Annotated in this window: 21 protein-coding genes and 1 riboswitch; of the genes, 8 read left to right on the top strand and 13 right to left on the bottom strand. The window is 64.9% G+C overall.

What is annotated here, in order from left to right; all coding sequences use genetic code 11:
• Positions 1–17: 17 nt before the first annotated feature.
• Positions 18–94: riboswitch (SAM riboswitch) on the bottom strand.
• Positions 95–174: 80 nt separating this feature from the next.
• A complete protein-coding gene (locus tag BN60_RS27490) occupies positions 175–1,863 on the bottom strand; it encodes a thiamine pyrophosphate-binding protein (RefSeq protein WP_020699411.1) in 1,689 nt (562 codons plus the stop codon).
• 17 nt (positions 1,864–1,880) lie between these two features.
• Entirely contained in the window at positions 1,881–2,195 is a 315-nt protein-coding gene (locus BN60_RS27485) for an NIPSNAP family protein (protein WP_020699410.1), read from the bottom strand.
• Between the two features lie 288 nt (positions 2,196–2,483).
• Between BN60_RS27485 and BN60_RS31720 the strand changes: the two genes are divergently transcribed.
• The 6 genes from BN60_RS31720 (at position 2,484) to BN60_RS27455 (ending at position 6,685) form a co-directional block, all read left to right on the top strand.
• Positions 2,484–3,152, top strand: a complete 669-nt coding sequence (locus tag BN60_RS31720; protein ID WP_083856315.1) for an RNA recognition motif domain-containing protein — start codon at positions 2,484–2,486, stop codon at positions 3,150–3,152.
• Between the two features lie 123 nt (positions 3,153–3,275).
• Positions 3,276–4,001: a DUF1194 domain-containing protein gene (locus BN60_RS27475; RefSeq protein WP_043287025.1), complete on the top strand. Its 726-nt coding sequence runs from the start codon at positions 3,276–3,278 to the stop codon at positions 3,999–4,001.
• Between the two features lie 56 nt (positions 4,002–4,057).
• A complete protein-coding gene (locus BN60_RS27470) occupies positions 4,058–4,846 on the top strand; it encodes an aldolase (RefSeq protein WP_342626634.1) in 789 nt (262 codons plus the stop codon).
• 17 nt (positions 4,847–4,863) lie between these two features.
• On the top strand, positions 4,864–5,466 hold the full coding sequence (locus BN60_RS27465; protein WP_020699406.1) for a hypothetical protein: 603 nt from the start codon (positions 4,864–4,866) through the stop codon (positions 5,464–5,466).
• A gap of 31 nt (positions 5,467–5,497) precedes the next feature.
• The gene (locus BN60_RS27460) at positions 5,498–6,046 is read left to right on the top strand and encodes a carboxymuconolactone decarboxylase family protein (RefSeq protein ID WP_020699405.1); all 549 of its coding nucleotides are present in this window, start codon (positions 5,498–5,500) and stop codon (positions 6,044–6,046) included.
• 6 nt (positions 6,047–6,052) lie between these two features.
• The gene (locus BN60_RS27455; protein ID WP_020699404.1) at positions 6,053–6,685 is read left to right on the top strand and encodes a LysE family translocator; all 633 of its coding nucleotides are present in this window, start codon (positions 6,053–6,055) and stop codon (positions 6,683–6,685) included.
• 6 nt (positions 6,686–6,691) lie between these two features.
• Here BN60_RS27455 and BN60_RS27450 read toward each other — a convergent pair whose 3' ends face one another.
• Genes BN60_RS27450 through BN60_RS27440 form a run of 3 tightly spaced genes read right to left on the bottom strand, consistent with a single transcriptional unit; the run spans position 6,692 to position 9,367 of the window.
• Complete coding sequence (locus BN60_RS27450; protein WP_020699403.1) at positions 6,692–7,468, bottom strand: cyclase family protein; 777 nt, start codon at positions 7,466–7,468, stop codon at positions 6,692–6,694.
• A 16-nt stretch (positions 7,469–7,484) separates the two neighbouring features.
• Positions 7,485–8,225 (bottom strand): SGNH/GDSL hydrolase family protein, encoded by a 741-nt coding sequence (locus BN60_RS27445; protein WP_020699402.1) that lies wholly within the window; start codon positions 8,223–8,225, stop codon positions 7,485–7,487.
• Positions 8,222–9,367, bottom strand: coding sequence for an OpgC domain-containing protein (locus BN60_RS27440; RefSeq protein WP_020699401.1), 1,146 nt, complete (start codon positions 9,365–9,367; stop codon positions 8,222–8,224). The genes BN60_RS27445 and BN60_RS27440 overlap by 4 nt, the downstream gene beginning before the upstream one ends.
• A 56-nt stretch (positions 9,368–9,423) precedes the next feature.
• Between BN60_RS27440 and BN60_RS27435 the strand changes: the two genes are divergently transcribed.
• Positions 9,424–10,140 (top strand): alpha/beta fold hydrolase, encoded by a 717-nt coding sequence (locus BN60_RS27435; protein WP_020699400.1) that lies wholly within the window; start codon positions 9,424–9,426, stop codon positions 10,138–10,140.
• On the opposite strand, the gene BN60_RS27430 is transcribed toward BN60_RS27435, so the two are convergent.
• Complete coding sequence (locus BN60_RS27430) at positions 10,130–11,338, bottom strand: CaiB/BaiF CoA transferase family protein (RefSeq protein ID WP_020699399.1); 1,209 nt, start codon at positions 11,336–11,338, stop codon at positions 10,130–10,132. The two genes, BN60_RS27435 and BN60_RS27430, sit on opposite strands and share 11 nt — an antisense overlap.
• An 81-nt stretch (positions 11,339–11,419) precedes the next feature.
• Here BN60_RS27430 and BN60_RS27425 point away from each other — a divergent pair, with 81 nt between their 5' ends.
• Positions 11,420–12,394: a Bug family tripartite tricarboxylate transporter substrate binding protein gene (locus tag BN60_RS27425; protein ID WP_020699398.1), complete on the top strand. Its 975-nt coding sequence runs from the start codon at positions 11,420–11,422 to the stop codon at positions 12,392–12,394.
• Positions 12,395–12,424: 30 nt separating this feature from the next.
• Here BN60_RS27425 and BN60_RS31250 read toward each other — a convergent pair whose 3' ends face one another.
• From BN60_RS31250 to BN60_RS27390, 7 genes are all read right to left on the bottom strand, one after another.
• The gene (locus tag BN60_RS31250; protein WP_043287018.1) at positions 12,425–13,180 is read right to left on the bottom strand and encodes a slipin family protein; all 756 of its coding nucleotides are present in this window, start codon (positions 13,178–13,180) and stop codon (positions 12,425–12,427) included.
• 2 nt (positions 13,181–13,182) lie between these two features.
• On the bottom strand, positions 13,183–14,577 hold the full coding sequence (locus BN60_RS31245; RefSeq protein WP_202949845.1) for an NfeD family protein: 1,395 nt from the start codon (positions 14,575–14,577) through the stop codon (positions 13,183–13,185).
• A gap of 98 nt (positions 14,578–14,675) precedes the next feature.
• The gene (locus BN60_RS27410; RefSeq protein ID WP_020699395.1) at positions 14,676–15,131 is read right to left on the bottom strand and encodes a c-type cytochrome; all 456 of its coding nucleotides are present in this window, start codon (positions 15,129–15,131) and stop codon (positions 14,676–14,678) included.
• A gap of 1 nt (position 15,132) precedes the next feature.
• Entirely contained in the window at positions 15,133–15,411 is a 279-nt protein-coding gene (locus BN60_RS27405; RefSeq protein ID WP_148283538.1) for a hypothetical protein, read from the bottom strand.
• On the bottom strand, positions 15,408–15,698 hold the full coding sequence (locus BN60_RS27400) for a copper-binding protein (RefSeq protein WP_020699393.1): 291 nt from the start codon (positions 15,696–15,698) through the stop codon (positions 15,408–15,410). The genes BN60_RS27405 and BN60_RS27400 overlap by 4 nt, the downstream gene beginning before the upstream one ends.
• Before the next feature lie 11 nt (positions 15,699–15,709).
• Positions 15,710–16,183 (bottom strand): cupredoxin domain-containing protein, encoded by a 474-nt coding sequence (locus BN60_RS27395; RefSeq protein ID WP_043287015.1) that lies wholly within the window; start codon positions 16,181–16,183, stop codon positions 15,710–15,712.
• Positions 16,184–16,203: 20 nt separating this feature from the next.
• The coding region (locus BN60_RS27390; protein ID WP_043284396.1) for a multicopper oxidase family protein at positions 16,204–17,470 on the bottom strand (1,267 nt) is incomplete at its 5' end.

Genomic DNA, 17,470 nt, shown 5'->3' with positions numbered 1-17,470 from the left:
CCTGGAAGGACGGGGGCTTTGCGAGCACTCCGACCTTTTAGCGATGTTTAACGTGGTCGCAAGCCGGTCGGCTCAAATCACCACGGGCGTCTCTATAGAGGCCGCTGCAGGTCGGCGCAAGTCCCCTGCCCGGCCCTGCGCCGACGTCGCACAGGGCCGAAGCGCGAGGGTGTTTCAGTGCTTCTGCTTCGCCAAGGCCTGCTCGCGCAGCTTGGTCAACGTGATGCGCGAGGTGATCGCCTCGGCATCGGTCTTCACGTGGATGATGGAAGGCCGGTCGGCCGCGAGCGCACGTTCGAACGCCTGCTCGAAGTCCGCCGTCCTCTCGACCGTCTCGCCGTGGCCACCGAAGGCGCGGGCATAGGCCGCGAAGTCGGGGTTCTTGAGCTCAGTGCCATGCACGCGGGTCGGATACTCACGCTCCTGATGCATGCGGATCGTGCCGTACATGCCGTTGTCGATCACGATGAACACGATGTTGGCGCCATGCTGGACGGCGGTCGCGAATTCCTGACCGTTCATCAGGAAGCAGCCATCGCCGCTGAACGACACCACCGTGCGCCCCGGGGCGGCGATCTTGGCGGCCACCGCCGACGGCACGCCATAGCCCATCGAGCCGTTGGTCGGCGCAAGCTGGGTCCGGAAGCCGCGATACTGGAAGAAGCGGTGGACGTAGCCCGCATAGTTGCCTGCGCCGTTGGTGACGATCACGTCGTCCGGCAGGCGCTTGTTCAGCCACGCCACGATCTCCGCCAGATTGGCCGAGCCGGGCTGCGGCGAGGGCTCGATATTCTTCAGGTAGTCGGCGCGTGCCGTGGCGACGCCCGCCTTCCACGCCGAAGCGTCGACCGGCTTCATCGCTTTCGCGGCGGCGGCGAACTGCGCCATGCCGCTGTTGATCGGCAAGGTCGCCTGATAGACGCGGCCGAGTTCCTCGGCGCCGGCATGGACATGCACCATCTTCTGCGCCGGCACCGGCAGATCGAACATGGCGTAGCCGCCGGTCGTCGCCTCGCCGAGGCGCGGACCGATGGCGATGATGAGATCGCTCTCCTTAATGCGCTTGCCGAGGGGCGGATTCACGCCGAGGCCGAGATCGCCCACGAAGTTGGCGTGGCGATTGTCGATCAGGTCCTGATTGCGGAACGCCGTCGTCACGGGAAGGTGATTGGCTTCGACGAAGGCCTTGATGTCGGCGCACGCCTTCGCGTCCCAGCCGCCGCCGCCCAGGATCACCAGCGGCTGCTTCGCCGCGGCAAGCAGCTCGCGAAACGCTGCCATGTCCTCCGGCGCCGGCGCGCCGCGCGAAACCTTGAACGGCCCGGCGTCGGCGACTTCGACCTCGTCGGTCAGCATGTCTTCCGGCAACGCGATCACGACGGGCCCCGGCCGGCCGTTGACGGCGCGGTGAAAGGCCTGGCTCACGATCTCGGGAATGCGGCGGGCATCCTCGATCTGGGTGACCCATTTGGCCATCTGGCCGTACATGCGCCGATAGTCGATCTCCTGGAACGCCTCGCGCTCGCTCTGCTCGCGCGCCACCTGACCGACCAGCAGAATCATGGGCGTCGAATCCTGGAAGCCGGTATGCACGCCGACGCTGGCATTGGTGGCGCCGGGACCGCGCGTGACGAAACAGACGCCCGGTTTGCCCGTAAGCTTTCCGTAAGCTTCGGCCATGTAGGAGGCGCCGCCTTCCTGGCGACAAATCACGTAGCGGATGGAATTGCGCTGGGCGTAGAGCGCGTCCAGCGCCGCGAGGTAGCTCTCGCCGGGGACGCCGAAGATCGTGTCGGTGCCGTGAATGCGGAGCTGGTCGATGAGAACCTGCGCGCCGCTGCGGCGCGGGTGTGCGGTAGCCATAATCTTCAATCTTTCCCTTACTTCGTGGGTGAGAACGAGGTTGGCACCAATATCTTGTTGTTCATGTGCTTCATGAATTCTCGGCTTTTCTGCAAATAAGACTGCCAGGCGGGATCTGCCGCCATCGCCGCGCGACGTTTGGTGCGATCAGCGAGGTCTTCATAGGCCCAGATGTGAACGATCTCATTCACATTACCGACCTCGGTTGTGAAATATCCGACAAGATTGCCGAGATGCTTCATCTGAACTGGCAAACCTTCCTTTTCATAGAGTGCCAAAAATTCGCGCAACCGACCTGGTTGCAGTTCATACGTACGATGGTCGACGATCATTCGGGGTACCTCCCATTCTCGATAGCGATTGTGTGATGTGGTCGCGACCGTCTCAAGCCCGCTGCGGCGGGTAGACTCACGGCGGGAATCAGCGCATAAGTGCTGCATTGCGACACTAGCCGACGAGCATCATCATGAGTCTCGGTACAGTCGCGGAGCGCGATACCGGTCAACGTCTTCCGTGAGATTCTTGGTCATCTGTCAAAGGTCAACGAAACGCTTGGACACATCAGTCCAGCAAGCGCGCGCCGGACTCCGCTCGATCCTTCCTCTAGCCCAGAGCCTTGAATGAGTCGCAAATTGTTTGTGGGCAACCTGCCCTATTCGGTCACGTCTGAGCGTCTGTCTGAAGCCTTCTCTCAGTTCGGCACCGTTACATCTTCGAAAGTGATCGTGGATCGCGAGACCGGCCGCAGCCGCGGCTTTGCCTTCCTCGAGATGGAAACCGATGACCAGGGCGCCGCTGCCATGCAGGCCATGAACGGCGCGTTGTTGGATGGCCGTTCAATCGCCGTGCGTGAAGCTGTCGAGCGTCAACCCGGCGGTGGCGGTGGTGGATTTGGTGGCGGCGGTGGTGGCGGTCGCGACGGCGGCGGCTTCCGTCCGCGCGGCCCGCGTCCGCCTTACGGCGGCGGTGGTGGCGGTGGCTACGGTGGCGGCGGTGGTGGCGGTGGCTATCGCGGCGGCGGTGGTGGCGGCTACGGCGGTGGTGGCCGCGATAGCGGCGGCGGCGGCGGTGGTGGCTATGGCGGCGGCGGTGGCGGCGGCTATGGAGCCCGCGATGCCGGTGGTCCGATGCGCGACCGTCGCGCCGACTTCTCCGGTCCGCCGCCTGCGGCGGCGGCTCCCGAAGGCGACTTCGGCCGTCCGCGTCGCCGCGAAGGCGGTGCTCCGGATCGCCCGCGCCGCGAGCGGGACTACGAGCCGCGCAAGCGCGGCTTCGACGACGATCAGTAGAATTCAAATCCGGCCCTGCCGGACCGATCGATCAACGGAAACGCCGGAGGTTCTGCCTCCGGCGTTTTTGTTTGCGCCCGCCGCGGCAGTGCTATGCTTCGCGCCTTCGGCGGAGAGGCGGGCATGAAGCGACGGTCGGCGCTCATAGGCTCTTTGGCAGCCATAGCCACGGCGACATCCGCGAGAGCGGAGACGCCGGTCGATCTTCAGCTTGTCCTGGCCGTCGACGTCTCGCGCTCCATCGACGAGGTCGAAGCGGAACTGCAGCGGCGGGGCTATGTCGAAGCCCTGACCAACGACCGCGTGATCGACGCCATCCTCTCCGGCGAGCATAAGCGCATTGCCGTCTGCTACACCGAATGGGCGGGCACGCACTATCAGGTCGTCGTGCTCGACTGGACCGTGATTGACAGCGCCGGCGCGGCCCGACGCTTCGCCGAGAAGCTTTCCGAAGCGCCACGCATCTCGCAAAGCTGGACCGCGGTGGGCGCCGCGCTTGCGCATGCCGGTCAGCGCTTCGAGAACTCGGGATTACTCCCAAAGCGCCGCGTCATCGACATCTCGGGCGACGGCCGTACCAACGACGGCCCGGCGGCCGAGATCATTCGCGACAGGCTGGTATCGCAGGGCATCGTGGTGAACGGCCTGCCGGTCATGATGAACCGCACCAACTTCGGCCGGCCACCCGACCTCACCCTCGACAAGTACTACGAGGAGAGCGTCATCGGCGGTCCGGGCTCGTTCATGATCGTGGCCGACAATTTCGATCATTTCGGCCGAGCGGTGCGAACCAAGCTGGTGCGCGAGATTTCCGACGCCGGCGGGCCGCGCCACTCCTCGCCCGCCTGACGGGCTTTCCGCACGAATCTTGCCAATTTTACTTGGCCGGAGAGGGTTGAAGCCGCATCATCCGCGCCGCGACGGATTCTACGAACGGAGCCCTTTCGATGCTGGCCAACGACCCGGTCACCCAGGCGCGGATCGACCTCACTACCGCCCTGCGCGCGGCAGCGCGCCACGGCTTGAACGAGGGCGTCTGCAACCATTTCAGCATGACCGTGCCCGGCCGCGAGGATCTCTTCCTCGTCAATCCGCAGGGGCTGCACTGGTCCGAAATCACGCCATCCGACATCGTCATGGCCGACGGTGAGGGCAATGTCATCGAAGGCAAATACGACGTCGAACCGACCGCCTTCTACATTCACGCCCGCATCCATGCCGGCAACCCGCGCGCCAAGGTCGTGCTGCACACCCACATGCCCTACGCGACGGCCCTGACCTCGATCCAGGACGGACGCATCGAGATGTGCACCCAGAACGCCTTTCGCTACTGGGATCGTATCGCCTACGACGAAAAGTACGGCGGCGTCGCCCTGTCGAACGACGAGGGAGAACGGATGTGCCGCGCCATGGGCGACAAGGACATCCTCTTCCTGCGCAACCATGGCGTCATCGTTTCGGGGCCGACCGTTGCCCAGACCTACGACGACCTTTATTACCTCGAGCGCGCCGCGATGGTGCAGGTGCTGGCCATGCAGACCGGCCGGCCGCTGCACAATATCGACGACGCGATGGCCGAGCATACAGCCCGGCAGATCGCAGGCGAGGCCCAGCAGGCCTTCCTGCACTTCGAGTCGCTGAAGCGCATGCTCGATCGGGACGAACCCGGGTGGAGCAGGCTCGCGGCGGCCTAGGGTATTTGGGGGACAGGATGCGTATTGCCGCCACTCTCGTTGCACTCTCGACGCTGGGGCTCGTCGATCCGGTAATGGCACAGGGCTACGGCGCCGTCGGTGCGGGGCCGAAGCTCGGCGAACTCGAAGTCAGGGTCTACCAGAAGATCCCCAAAGCCAAGGTGGCGGTGCAGCTCACCTCGGATACCCACCTCTCCCGCGAGCTGCGCCGGCAGGTGATGATCCGCCTGCAGAACCGCGGCAACGAAGTCGGCTTCTCCGGCGGCAACATCATGCGCATGGATGTGAGCTACTTCGACCTGATGGGCGGCAGCGACCAGCGCACGGAAGGCACGATCGGCGGACAGCCCTATTACGCCGAGCCGGGCGCCAATCCGCGCCAGACCCTGCCGGCCAATCCGATCGGCCGTTACGACGGCAAGACGCCCTCGACCTCCGGCCCGACCCTGCGCATTTCGCTGACGCTCTACGAAGCGAACACGGGCAAGGTGCTGTGGCTGGCCACCGGCTCCTGCGTCACGCAGTCCAGCAATGCCCAGCGCGCCGGCGAGGCGATGATCAACAACATGTTCGACAACGCCGACAACAACCGCGTCGGCGACGCCGGCTGCCCGCTCTAACCACGACACAAGACATTGCAAAGGAAACGTCATGCCGCGTCTGGCTCCGCTTGACCTGAACAAACTCACGCCCGATCAAAAGCAGGTGGCCGATGCCATCTTGGGCGGACCGCGCGGCGGTTTGCGCGGACCGTTCGAGCCCTGGCTGCGCAGCCCGGTGCTGGCGGACCGGGCGCAGAAGCTCGGCGAGTACTGCCGCTTCAACAATTCGCTGCCCAAGGATCTCTCGGAGCTGGCGATCTGCCTGGTCGGCCGCCACTTCAAGGCGCAGTTCGAGTTCTACGCCCATGCGCGGCTCGCCAAGGAGGCAGGCCTCTCTGCCGATATCGTCGAGGCGATCCGCGTGCGCGCCACGCCGCCCTTCAAGCGCGATGTCGAGAAAGTGATCTACGACTTCGTCACCGAGTACCTCGAGACCAACCGGGTCGCTGCCGCCAACTACAAGCGCGCCATCGACGCCTTCGGCGAACAGGGCGTCGTCGATCTGGTCGGCGTCTGCGGCTACTACATGCTGGTCTCCATGACGCTCAACGTCTTCGAGGTGCCGCTGCCGCCGGGCGAGCCCGATCCGCTGGCGTAAGGCCGCATGGATTTCGCGAACTTCGCTCTCTTCTTCGCGGCGGCGCTGGCAATTGCGATATCGCCGGGGCCGGGCTTGCTCTATGTCGCCGCCCGCACGCTCGCGGGCGGCCGCAACGAGGGTTTGGCGTCGAGCTTCGGCACCGGGCTCGGCGGACTTGTCCATGTCGCGGCCGGCGCCATCGGCGTTTCCGCGCTGGTGCTGGCGAGTGCCGAAGCCTTTGCGGTACTGAAGATCGCAGGCGCGATCTATCTCGTCTGGCTGGGCTACAAGAGCTTCCGCGAGTCCGGCATCGCCATCGACACTAGGGTCACGGCAACCGGCGCGATGCGCGCCTTTCGCGAAGGCATCGTCGTCGAGGCACTGAACCCCAAGACGGCGGCCTTCTTCCTGGCGTTCCTGCCGCAGTTCGTCGATCCGTCGGTCGGCCCGGTGTGGCTGCAGTTCGTCGTGCTGGGCCTGATCTCCGTCACGCTCAACACGGCCGTCGATGTCGTGGCGACTTTCCTCGCGGCCCGCGCGCGGGACGCGGCCGTCTCCCGCCCCGGCCTGCTGCGTCGCCTGCGCCAAGGTGCCGGCGTCGCCATCGCGTCGCTGGGCCTCGCGCTTTTTCTCGCGCGGCGGCCCGCCTCCCTTTAGGAGCCGCTACTCCTCGAAGATCGCGACGGCGCGGGTCCAGCCCGCCGACGCGCCGCGGATCTTGTGCGGGAAGCAGGCGATGATGAAGCCGTCGCCCGGCAGCGATTCGAGATTGTGCAGCTTCTCGAGATGGCAATAGCCGATATCGCGCCCTGCCTTGTGACCTTCCCAGATGATCGAGGGATCGTGGTCCTTGGCCCATCTCTGGGCCGTGAAATAGAACGGCGCGTCCCAGCTCCAGGCATCCGTGCCGGTGAGCCGCACGCCCTTCTCCAGAAGATAGATCGTCGCGTCATAGCCCATGCCACAGCCGGCGTTCACGTAGTCGTTGTTGCCGTAGCGCGAGCCGGCGCGCGTGTTGACTACGACGATTTCGAGCGGCTTCAGCTCGTGGTTGATGCGCTTCAGCTCCTCTTCGACTTCCTTGGCCGTGATGACATGGCCATCGGGCTTGTCGCGGAAGTCGAGCTTCACGCCGGGTTGAAAGCACCATTCGAGCGGCACTTCGTCGATGGTGATGGCGCGCTCGCCCTTGTTCATCGTCGGATGGAAATGATACGGCGCGTCGAGATGTGTGCCGTTGTGCGTCGAGAGGTTGACGGTTTCGACCGCCCAGCCCTGGCCGTCGGGCAGGTCTTCCTTCTTGAGACCGGGAAAGAAGCCCGCGATCTGCGCCGCGGTGTTTTCGTGCTTGTGATACTGGATCTTCGGTCCGAACGGTTCGGGATCGGAGATCACGTCGTTCTCGAGATAGATCGAGAGGTCGACAAAACGGCGGGGCATGGCGGTCTCCTTGTCGTCAGGGACCAGTGAGCGCACTCAGGATCGAGCGGGTCAGCAGCTTGCCGATGCACTTCTGGCCGAAATCGTTGAGGTGCAGCCCGTCGAGCTGCACGAACTGGGCGTAGGGCATGCCGTCCTCGTACCAGGACTGCATGATGTCGTAGCGACGGAAGAGACCCGCGGCATAGTCCTTGGCCGCGTCGGCCATCACCTTCTCGTAGGCTTCCTTGTCGGGTGCCGCCACGACGGCCGGCACATACTGCAGGTTCATCAGCACGAAGTCGGCGCCCAGCGACTTGCCGAGGGCGAGGCCGCCGCGCAGCGTCTTGTCGAACTTGTCCAGCGGCATGTGCCGGATCGCGGCATTGGTGCCGGTCTGCCAGATCACCAGCGATGCCGGATTGTGCTGCATCTCCGCGCGCATGCGCGCAGCCATCTCCTCGACGTCCTGCCCGCCGATGCCGCGATTGATCACCTCGATATCGACGCCGGGCAGGGCCTTCTCCAGGCCGATGCGCAACTGCGTGGGATAGGCGAACGCCGGATTGGAGGCGCCATAGCCGGACGTCGACGACGAACCCAGGGCAATGATGCGCAACTGCTTGCGCTCGGCGAGGGCCTTGCGCGCCACCGGCAGCGGTGCGCCGAGCTCAAGCAACTCGGGCTTGGCGCGGCAAAGCTTCATTGATTGCGCGAAGGCCGGCGAAACCGCCAGACCTGCGGTCATCAACAGAAGGAGAAGAAGGATCGGCCTCACTTGTAGGCCTCGGCGAGGGGGCGCCGGCGTGCCGACGCGCTCGGCCCCCCGCCCTTGGACCAGGCAGCGAGATAGGCGGCCAGACACATAATCGCGATGCCCCCAATGCTCACGATAATCTGCGACAAGATCGAATCTTCATAGTAGCCGACGATCACCTGGCCGCTCAGCGCCAGAAAAGTGCCGATGCAGAATATAAGTAACGATGCCTCACCGCATCTGCGAAGTGGCTGCCAGATCGGCCAGCGGAGGCTGGGCGCATCGATCGGCACCGCCAGCCGGACCAGCCAGGCCACGGCCAGGAAATGCAGGAACCTCAGGACGTCGATGTTGGTCTTGTCGATCGGATAGATCAGCCTCCCGACCCAGTGTGGGACCAGCCGCTCCAGCGGATTATAGTGCCAGGACAAGGAGATAAAGGCCGCGAACAGAATGAACGCGATGGCCAGGGTGGTCAGTAGCCCTCTGAAACGGTCCAGCCAGGCAAGCTTGGGACCCAGAACCGCGCAGGCCGCCCCGACATGGAAAACGACCTGCCAGGCCATGGGATTGAAGTACCAGACCTTCTCGTCCGGATAGGCGGGCAGGTTCCAGTTGTAGTGGCACGTCGCTGCATAGAGGCCGACCGAGGCCGCGATCACGGCGAACGGCCAGCGCACGACCAGGGGCAATACCAGCGGGAAGGCTGCCAGCAGCACGATATAGAGCGGCAGTACGTCGAGATTGACCGGCCGGAACTTCAGCAGCGCCGCTTCGAGAATCGCGCGATAGGGATTCTGCCCCAAGCCAAGCAGTTCCATTTCCTCGATCAGCGTCGGCGTATCGCGCGCGATGGAGACCCAGGCGATCTGCGCCGAGAAGGCCACGAACAGCAGGATGTGGGCGACATAGAGCTGCCAGACCCGACGGTAGATGCGGGCGGCGGCGCGTGTCCACCCCTCCTGCTCCATCATGCGGCTGTAGGCGATCACGGCAGTGTAGCCCGAGATGAAGACGAAGATCTCGGTCGCGTCGCTGAAGCCGTAATTGCGGACAGTCAGCCAGCTCACGATGTTGGTCGGGATGTGGTCGAGAAAGATGAACCACAGCGCCAGCCCGCGGAACAAGTCGAGACGGATGTCGCGAACGGAAGCACCGGCCATGGTCTATTGGTACCGCAGGCAAAACGGCTGCGCTACGCTTCGCCGTGGAGGAACGAATGACCAAGACCCCCCTGCTTCTCGTACCCGGCGTGCTGTGCTCGCCCCGCCTGTTCGCCGCGCAGGTCGCGGCCCTCGAGGGCGAGGCCGAGATCGTCGTGCCCGACTGGCGTCGGGCGCCGCTTTCGATCTGGGACACCTGGGAGACAGCCGCGCGCTGGGTGATCGATCAGATGCCTGCGGAGAAGTTCGCGCTGGCCGGCTTGTCGCTCGGCGGCATGCTGGCCGTCGAGATCATGCAGTTTGCCGCAGATCGCGTAACCAAGCTCGCCTTGCTCGACACCGGCATGCGCAGCCAGAACGAAGCGGAGCGCGCGGTGCGTCGCGCCCGCATCCGGCTCGCCGACGAAGGCCGCTTCGAGCTCGTCCTCGGCATGCAGATGACGCGCTTCATTCCGGCCTATCGCCTGCCCGACAAGCCGCTGGTCGACGAGGTGATGACGATGTGCGGCGAAATCGGCGTCGAGATCTACAAGCGCCAGGAAGAGCTGGCCGCGATCCGCGTCGATCGGCGCCCCGATCTGCCGCGCATCAAATGCCCGACGATCGTGGTGTGCGGACGCGACGATGCGGCAACGCCACTGTTCCTCTCCGAAGAGATGGCCAAGGCCATTCCGGCGGCTGCACTCGTCGTCGTCGAGCAGTGCGGGCATCTCGTCACCATGGAGAAGCCCGAGGAGACCAACCAGATCCTGAAGTTCTGGCTCAGCCGATGATCTTCTTCTCGCGCAACGCCGCCACTTCGGCGACGCTGTAGCCCGCTATCTCGCGCAGCACCTGATCGGTGTGCTCGCCCAGCGCCGGCGGCGGGCGCGTGTCGTCTACCGGCGTGTCGGAGAAGTGGTAGTTGGAGCCGATCAGCGGCACGTCGCCGACGCGTGTGTGCTTGTAGGTCTTCAGCATGCCGCGGCGCTTCACTTCGGGCTCGTCCAGCGCCTCCTTCATGGTGCGGATCGGGCCGGCCGGCAGGTGACGCAGCTTGTGCGCCCAGTTCTCCTTGGTATCGGTCTTCAGCACCTCTTCCATCAGCCGCGTCAGTTCGGGCTTGTTGGCGACCCGGTTGGCCACGGTGTTGAAGCGTGGATCGGTCAGCCATTCAGGATGGCCGAGCGCCTTGCAGGTGTCGCCGAACAGCTTCTGGTTGGCGACGGCCATGTAGATCTTGCCGTTGCTGGTCTCGAACGAGCTGTTGGGCGCCGACGCGAAATGGCCGTTGCCGGCGCGCCTGGGCTGCTCGCCGCCGATCAGATAGTAGGAGCCCATGTTGCCGAGGCTGGCGAGCGCGGTGTCGTAGAGCGCGAGATCGACATGCTGGCCCTTGCCGGTGTCGCGCCGCGCGTAGAGCGCCGCGTTGACGGCGGCCGTCGCGTGGATCGCCGTCATCGTATCGACAATGGCGATGGCGTGGCGCAGCCCTTCGCCGTTGGCCTCGCCGTTCACGCTCATCATGCCCGATTCGGCCTGTAGGACGGGGTCGTATCCTGGCCGATCCGAAAGCGGCCCGGTCTGGCCGTAGGCCGAGATCGAGAGATAGATCAGCTTTGGATATTTCGCGTGCAGGCTCGGATAGTCGAGGCCGTATTTCTTCAGCACGCCCGGCCGGAAGTTCTCAACCATCACGTCGGCCGAAGCGAGCAGCCGGTGCACGACGTCCTGGCCCTCGGGCTTGGCGAAATCGAGCGCCACGCTCTTCTTGCCCCTGTTGTAGGTCATGAAGAAGTGGCTCTCGCCCTGCTCGCCGCCGGCCCGCGGGCCGGCGCCCTTGCGCGTGTCGTCCCCGCCATCGGGGTTTTCGATCTTGATGACCTCTGCCCCCATGTCGGAGAGCATTTGGGTGCACATGGGACCTGCGATCACGCGGGAGAAATCGATAATGCGAATGCCGTCGAGCGGCGGACGACCAGATGTTGCCATGGCTGCAAGGTAGGACTGCGGGCATCGCGCTGTCCATGTGCGAGCGTTTCGTTAAACTGCAATGCCATGAGTAATTTCCGCATGCCGCTGTCTCGCCGCAGCTTCTTCGCCCTTCCCGTTCTCGCCGCTCTGCCGACCTCGAACGCCCTTGCGCAGGCCGAAACTTTCCCCGCCAAAGCGATCCGCATCATCGTGCCGTTTGCGCCAGGCGGATCGGGCGACATCACGGCGCGGCTCGTCGGCAAGTACATCGAAGACAAGACTGGCCAGCCTTTCGTGGTCGAGAACAAGCCAGGCGCCAACGGCATCGTCGGTGCACTTTCGGTGAAGTCGGCACCGGCGGATGGCTACACCCTGATGCTGGCGACGACTTCGACCAACGCCGCGAACATCCACATGTACAAGAATCCCGGTTACGACCCGGAGAAGGATTTCCAGGTCGTCGGCATCATCGGGTCGAGCGGCGCCTTTCTCGTGGTGCCGGCCGACAGCTCCTACAAGACGCTGGCCGACCTGCTGGCCTATGCCAAGGCCAATCCCGGCAAACTGAACTTCGGCTACTTCAACGCAAGCTCGCAGGTGCCGGCCGAAGTGCTGGCCAAGCGCGCCGGAGTCGAATGGCAGGGCGTCGCCTACAAGGCCATCGGCACTGCCTGGAGCGACCTCTATGCCGGCAACATCCAGTTCATGTTCGTCGACCTCACCGCCGGTCGCGGCCAGGTCGTGGCCGACAAGGCGCGGCCGCTCGCCGTTACCTTGCCGGCGCGCAGCCCGCTCTATCCCAATCTGCCGATCCTGGCGGAGACCTTCCCCGGCTTCACCAGCACGGGCTTCCTGGCCATCGCGGTGCCGAAGGCGACCCCCAAACTTGTTCAGGAACGCCTGAACGCACTGATCAACGAAGCGATCACCTCGCCCGCAATTGCCAAGCGCCTGGCCGAGGAATTCGCCCTTAATTCCCGCGCGCTCACCCTGGAGCAGTGCGCGCAACAGGATCGCGACGAGCGCGCCAAATGGGCCGAGTATGTGAAGATCGCTCGGATCGAGCCGCAGTAGGCAAGCCACGAGGCCCGCGATCCGATCGCCTCATTCCTTAGGTCGCAGCAGGTTCAGCATGTCGACCGGCAGCGGGAAGACGATCGTCGAGCTCTTCTCGCCCGCAATGTTGCTCAAAGTGCCGAGGTAGCGGAGCTGCATGGACTGCGGGTTGCGGGCCATAATGTCACCGGCCTGAACCAGCTTCTCGGCAGCCTGCAACTCGCCTTCAGCGTCTATGATCTTGGCACGGCGCAGACGCTCGGCTTCGGCCTGGCGGGCGATGGCGCGCACCATCTTCTCGTCGAGGTCGATATGCTTCAGCTCGACGTTAGAGACTTTGATGCCCCAGGCATCGGTCTGCTCGTCGAGAATGCGCTGGACGTCGGCGTTCAGCCGGTCTCGCTCGGCCAGCATCTGATCGAGTTCGTGCTGGCCCACGACCGAGCGCAGCGTGGTCTGCGCAAGCTGGCTGGTCGCCTGGTCAAAGGCCTCGACCTGGATGATCGCTCTCTCGGGATCGAGCACGCGGTAATAGACCACTGCATTGACGCGTACCGAGACATTGTCGCGCGAGATGACGTCCTGAGGCGGCACGTCGAGCACACGGGTACGCAGATCGACCCGCACCATGCGCTGCACCACCGGGATGATCAGGATCAGGCCTGGCCCCTTGACCGCCTGCAGGCGACCCAGCGTGAAGACCACGCCGCGCTCGTATTCGAGCAGGACGCGGATCGACATGGCCACGATGGCGACGATCACCGCGACCGGAAGAAGCCAAGCGAGGATTTCGATGGTCTGCATGATCATTGCGTTTTCTCCCCGATCCGGCCGACGTGGAGAGTGAGGCCGTCGCGACGATCGACCCGCACGCGCGTGCCGGCGCCGAGCGGCTGGCTGGCGCGCGCCGACCAGATCTCGCCGTGCACGCGAATACGGCCGCGACCGCCTTGCTCGCCGGCCTGCCAGTCGAGCACTTCGCCTTCCAGACCGATCATCTGCTCGGCGCCGGTCACCACCTTGCGCCGGCGGACGCGCATGATCATGCCGACCAGCCCGAACAACAGCAGTGCGTTGGTCGCTACGGCCGCAATCAGCACCGGCCAGGCGACGGAGAGGTCGATGTCGGCGCCGGCCGGATCGAACAGGAACAGCCCGCCGAGCAGGAAGGCGACGGCGCCGCCCACACCCAGCACGCCGAAGCCTGCCAGGAAGACCTCTGCCACCATCATCGCCAGACCGGCGACCAGCAACGCCACACCGGCGAGGTTGAGCGGCAGGACCGACAGCGCCATCAAACCCACGACCAGGCAGATCGCCCCGACGACACCGGGGGCAATGTGTCCGGGGCTCATGAACTCGAAGATGATGCCGTAGACGCCGATCATCAGGAGGATAAAGGCGACGTTGGGATCGGTCAGAACGGCCAGCACCCGCGCCTTCCATCCCTGCTCGACGACGACCAGCCGTGCATGCCGCGTCGCCAGCACGTGCTCGCCGTCGCTGGTGCGCACCCGCCGGCCGTCGACGCGATCCAGCAGATCGGCGACGCTCGTGGCCAGCAGGTCGACCACTCTTTCACGCTCGGCCTCCTCGGCGGTGAGAGTCGCCGCATCGCGTACCGCTTTCTCCGCCCAATCGGCGTTGCGACCGCGCATCTGCGCGAGGCTGCGCAGATAGGCCACCGCGTCGTTGGTGATCTTGCGCTCCATGGCGCCGCCGGCCGCACCTTCGCCTTCCTTGGGTTTCTCCGGCTGCGGCGATATCGGCGGCGCTCCCATCTGCACCGGCGTCGCCGCGCCAAGATGTGTGCCCGGCGCCATGGCCGCGAGATGAGCGGCATAGCTGATGTATGTCCCTGCGCTTGCCGCACGCGCGCCGCTTGGCGCAATGAAGACGACGACGGGAATGGGCGAGGCAAGGATCGCCTGGATGATGTCGCGCGTCGCCGTCACCAGGCCACCCGGCGTATCGAGGCGCAGCACAATCAGCCCCGCTCGGGCCGCACGCGCCTGCGCGAACGCCTCGTCGATCAGGTGGACGGTGCCGACGCCGATCGCGCCCTTGACGTCGACCACGACGACCGGTGCGGGCTCGGCCCGACCGGACATGCCGCCCCCCGACTCAGATTGCGCAAAAGAGAGCGCGACCGAGCCGATGACGCACAACAGGCCAAGAATACCGGCGAGTCGCAAACGCATCGTCGCCTCCGCGGCCATCATCGATCTCCGTGAACCGACCGCAGAGTTACGGTAATCTTCACGGCCACAGGGCGACAAGCGAATTTGGCGACCGTGCCTCAGCGCGCTCGGTTCAGCCGGTCGTGTCGTGCGCGGATCTCTGGCGGCCAGGTGCCCTTGATATAGGCGAGGATGGCTGCGATGTCGGCATCGCTGAGCTGCTCCCCAAACGCCGGCATGTCGGTCTCGTACCCTGGCGGATAGGCGGCCGGGCCGAGCTTGGTCGTGCGGAACAGGTCGATATCGGGATGATGCCAGGTGTGGCCCGACGCATCGTGCGGTGGCGCGGGCAGCCGGCCGTTGGGCAACCGCTTCTGCCAGTTGGGCTGCCCCTCCAGGTTGGCGCCGTGGCAGGAGGCGCAGGCTTCGGCATAGAGGCGCCGGCCCGTCTCGGTCTGGCGGCGGTCGGTCGGATCGATCCGGAGACCGTCCGTCGCCCCGAGAACGCCATAGAGTGTCCCCGCTGCAATCGCGGCAATGCCGGCGGCTGCCGATATTCTCCAAACGCGTCGCATGTTACTGGCCTTCTTCCTTTTCGCCCGGCCTGTCGTCGCGTGGGGCGATCTGCGGCCAGCATTCCTGTTCGAGGCAAGCGACCTGCACGACGCGACCGGAGCCGCGGCAAGTCACCTCGTAGAGCGTGACCGATGCGGACATTTCCTTCGGCACGATCCTCGCCGGGCTGCAGCCCAGCCTGTCGAGGACCACCCGAAGCTCGCGGTCGCTCGCGCTTGCCGTGTCGGCCGCGGCCCAGGCAGCGGCGGCCATCGCCACCGCTGCCAGAGACCGGCTCACTTGTTCTTGTCCATCGAGGTGATGGTGATGGCGCCGTTCACGCGATCGGCCTCGAACTTGACCTTGTCGCCGGCCTTGACCTTGTCGAGCATGGCGGGATCGGACACGCGGAAGACCATGGTCATTGCATCCATGTCGAGATTCTTGATGGGCCCGTGCTTCATGGTGATCTTGCCTGCCGCCTTGTCGACCTTCACGACCTCGCCGCTCACCGGAGGATTCCCGGCGAGAGCCGTTCCCGCAGCCAGCAACACGGCAACCATGGCCGATACGAACATTCTGATCATTGGACGCTCCTCTACTGGACAGTGATGGTGCCGAACATGCCGGCCTCGCGATGGCCAGGAATCAGGCACGAAAAGTCGAACTTGCCCGCCTTGGTGAACTGCCAGACGATCTCGCCGGTTCCCTTGGGTTTCAGACGCTTCGCGTTGGGATCGTCGTGCTCCATGTCGGGGTTCTTCTCCATTTCCTTCATGTGCTTGAGATTCTCTTCGACGGTGCCAACCACGAACTCGTGATCGAGGACACCGTTGTTGCGCAGTTGAAAACGGACCTGCTCGCCGCGACGCACCGTGAGCGTGTCGGGCTGAAACAGCATCTTGCCGTCGGACTCGCGCATCACGATCTGGACGATGCGCGCCGGTTTCTTGGGATCGCCCGGCTTTCCGTAAGCCGTCTCAGCTCCGTGGCTGTGGCCAGGATCGGCCCAGGCCGCCGTCGAGAGCAAAGCCGTCGCGACACCGGTCGCGAGCACAGCGAGAAGTTTCATCGTTGCCTCCTTGTTGAACATTATTTGTGATTGCCGTGGCCGTTCGGCTTGACGACACGCAGCGTCTCGCCCGGTTTTGCCGCGGGAGCGGCGCCGGTCGCCGGAACGGGCGCCCGTGTCGTCGCCGGCACGGGGCCCTTCCACTCCCAGGCGACCGTGCCGGGCGGGTGCTGGTACCAGCCGGGGTCCTTGTAATCGCCGGCCGCCAGCCCTTCGCGAACCTTGAGGACGGTGAACATGCCGCCCATCTCGACCGCCCCGAACTGCGCGAAGCCCGTCATCATGGGCAGGGTGTTGTCTGGAAGCTGCATCTCCATCTCGCCCATGTCGGCCATGCCGGCGCTGCCCATCGGCATGTAGTCGGGCACGAGCTGCTTCATCTGCCGTGCGAAGGTGCGCTTGTTGACTCCGATGAACGTCCGGAGGTCGTGTCCCATCGCGTTCATCGTGTGGTGCGACTTGTGGCAATGGAGCGCCCAGTCGCCCGGATAGATCGCGTCGAACTCGTAGGCCCGCATGCCGCCGACCGGGATGTCGATGGTGACTTCGGGCCAGCGCGCCTCGGGCCGCACCCAGCCGCCGTCGGTGCAGGTCACCTCGAAGTCGTAGCCATGCATGTGGATCGGATGGTTGGTCATGGTGAGATTGCCGACCCTCACGCGCACGCGATCACCCTTTGCGACCACCAGCGGATCGATGCCCGGAAACACCCGCGTGTTGAACGTCCACATGTTGAAGTTGGTCATCTCCGCGACCTTGGGGACGTAGTTGCCCGGCTCGATGTCGTAGGCGGAGAGCAGGAACACGAAGTCGCGATCGACCCGGTGCAGCTTGGGATCGCGCGGATGGACCACGAAGAAGCCCATCATGCCCATCGCCATCTGCACCATCTCGTCGGCATGCGGGTGGTACATGAACGTCCCGCTCTTCTTCAGCTCGAACTCGTAGACGAAGGTCTTGCCGGGCTTGATGTGCGGCTGCGTGAGCCCGCCGACTCCATCCATGCCACAGGGCAGGAGCTGGCCGTGCCAGTGGATGGTCGTGTGCTCGGGCAGGTGGTTGGTGACGAAGATCCGCACCTTGTCACCCTCCACCGCCTCGATGGTCGGGCCGGGGCTCTGGCCGTTGTAGCCCCACAGCCGGGCGATCATGCCCGGGGCCATCTCGCGCTCCACCGGCTCGGCGACGAGATGGAATTCCTTCCAGTCGCCGTTCTGCCGCCACGGCAGCGTCCAGCCGTTCAGGGTCACTACCGGCTGGTAGTCCGGTCCGCTCGTCGGATAGAGC

It is taken from the genome of Reyranella massiliensis 521 (genome assembly GCF_000312425.1).
Classification (GTDB): Bacteria; Pseudomonadota; Alphaproteobacteria; order Reyranellales; family Reyranellaceae; genus Reyranella; species Reyranella massiliensis.
The sequence above is the reverse complement of the archived record's forward strand: the minus strand, read 5'-3'. Positions and strand labels throughout refer to the sequence as shown.

Coding starts and splice junctions, on each gene's coding strand:
- BN60_RS27490 (WP_020699411.1), bottom strand. CDS start 1,863: ATGGCTACCGCACACCCGCGCCGCAGCGGCGCGCAGGTTCTCATCGAC.
- BN60_RS27485 (WP_020699410.1), bottom strand. CDS start 2,195: ATGATCGTCGACCATCGTACGTATGAACTGCAACCAGGTCGGTTGCGC.
- BN60_RS31720 (WP_083856315.1), top strand. CDS start 2,484: ATGAGTCGCAAATTGTTTGTGGGCAACCTGCCCTATTCGGTCACGTCT.
- BN60_RS27475 (WP_043287025.1), top strand. CDS start 3,276: ATGAAGCGACGGTCGGCGCTCATAGGCTCTTTGGCAGCCATAGCCACG.
- BN60_RS27465 (WP_020699406.1), top strand. CDS start 4,864: ATGCGTATTGCCGCCACTCTCGTTGCACTCTCGACGCTGGGGCTCGTC.
- BN60_RS27460 (WP_020699405.1), top strand. CDS start 5,498: ATGCCGCGTCTGGCTCCGCTTGACCTGAACAAACTCACGCCCGATCAA.
- BN60_RS27455 (WP_020699404.1), top strand. CDS start 6,053: ATGGATTTCGCGAACTTCGCTCTCTTCTTCGCGGCGGCGCTGGCAATT.
- BN60_RS27450 (WP_020699403.1), bottom strand. CDS start 7,468: ATGCCCCGCCGTTTTGTCGACCTCTCGATCTATCTCGAGAACGACGTG.
- BN60_RS27440 (WP_020699401.1), bottom strand. CDS start 9,367: ATGGCCGGTGCTTCCGTTCGCGACATCCGTCTCGACTTGTTCCGCGGG.
- BN60_RS27435 (WP_020699400.1), top strand. CDS start 9,424: ATGACCAAGACCCCCCTGCTTCTCGTACCCGGCGTGCTGTGCTCGCCC.
- BN60_RS27430 (WP_020699399.1), bottom strand. CDS start 11,338: ATGGCAACATCTGGTCGTCCGCCGCTCGACGGCATTCGCATTATCGAT.
- BN60_RS27425 (WP_020699398.1), top strand. CDS start 11,420: ATGCCGCTGTCTCGCCGCAGCTTCTTCGCCCTTCCCGTTCTCGCCGCT.
- BN60_RS31250 (WP_043287018.1), bottom strand. CDS start 13,180: ATGCAGACCATCGAAATCCTCGCTTGGCTTCTTCCGGTCGCGGTGATC.
- BN60_RS31245 (WP_202949845.1), bottom strand. CDS start 14,577: ATGCGTTTGCGACTCGCCGGTATTCTTGGCCTGTTGTGCGTCATCGGC.
- BN60_RS27410 (WP_020699395.1), bottom strand. CDS start 15,131: ATGCGACGCGTTTGGAGAATATCGGCAGCCGCCGGCATTGCCGCGATT.
- BN60_RS27400 (WP_020699393.1), bottom strand. CDS start 15,698: ATGATCAGAATGTTCGTATCGGCCATGGTTGCCGTGTTGCTGGCTGCG.
- BN60_RS27395 (WP_043287015.1), bottom strand. CDS start 16,183: ATGAAACTTCTCGCTGTGCTCGCGACCGGTGTCGCGACGGCTTTGCTC.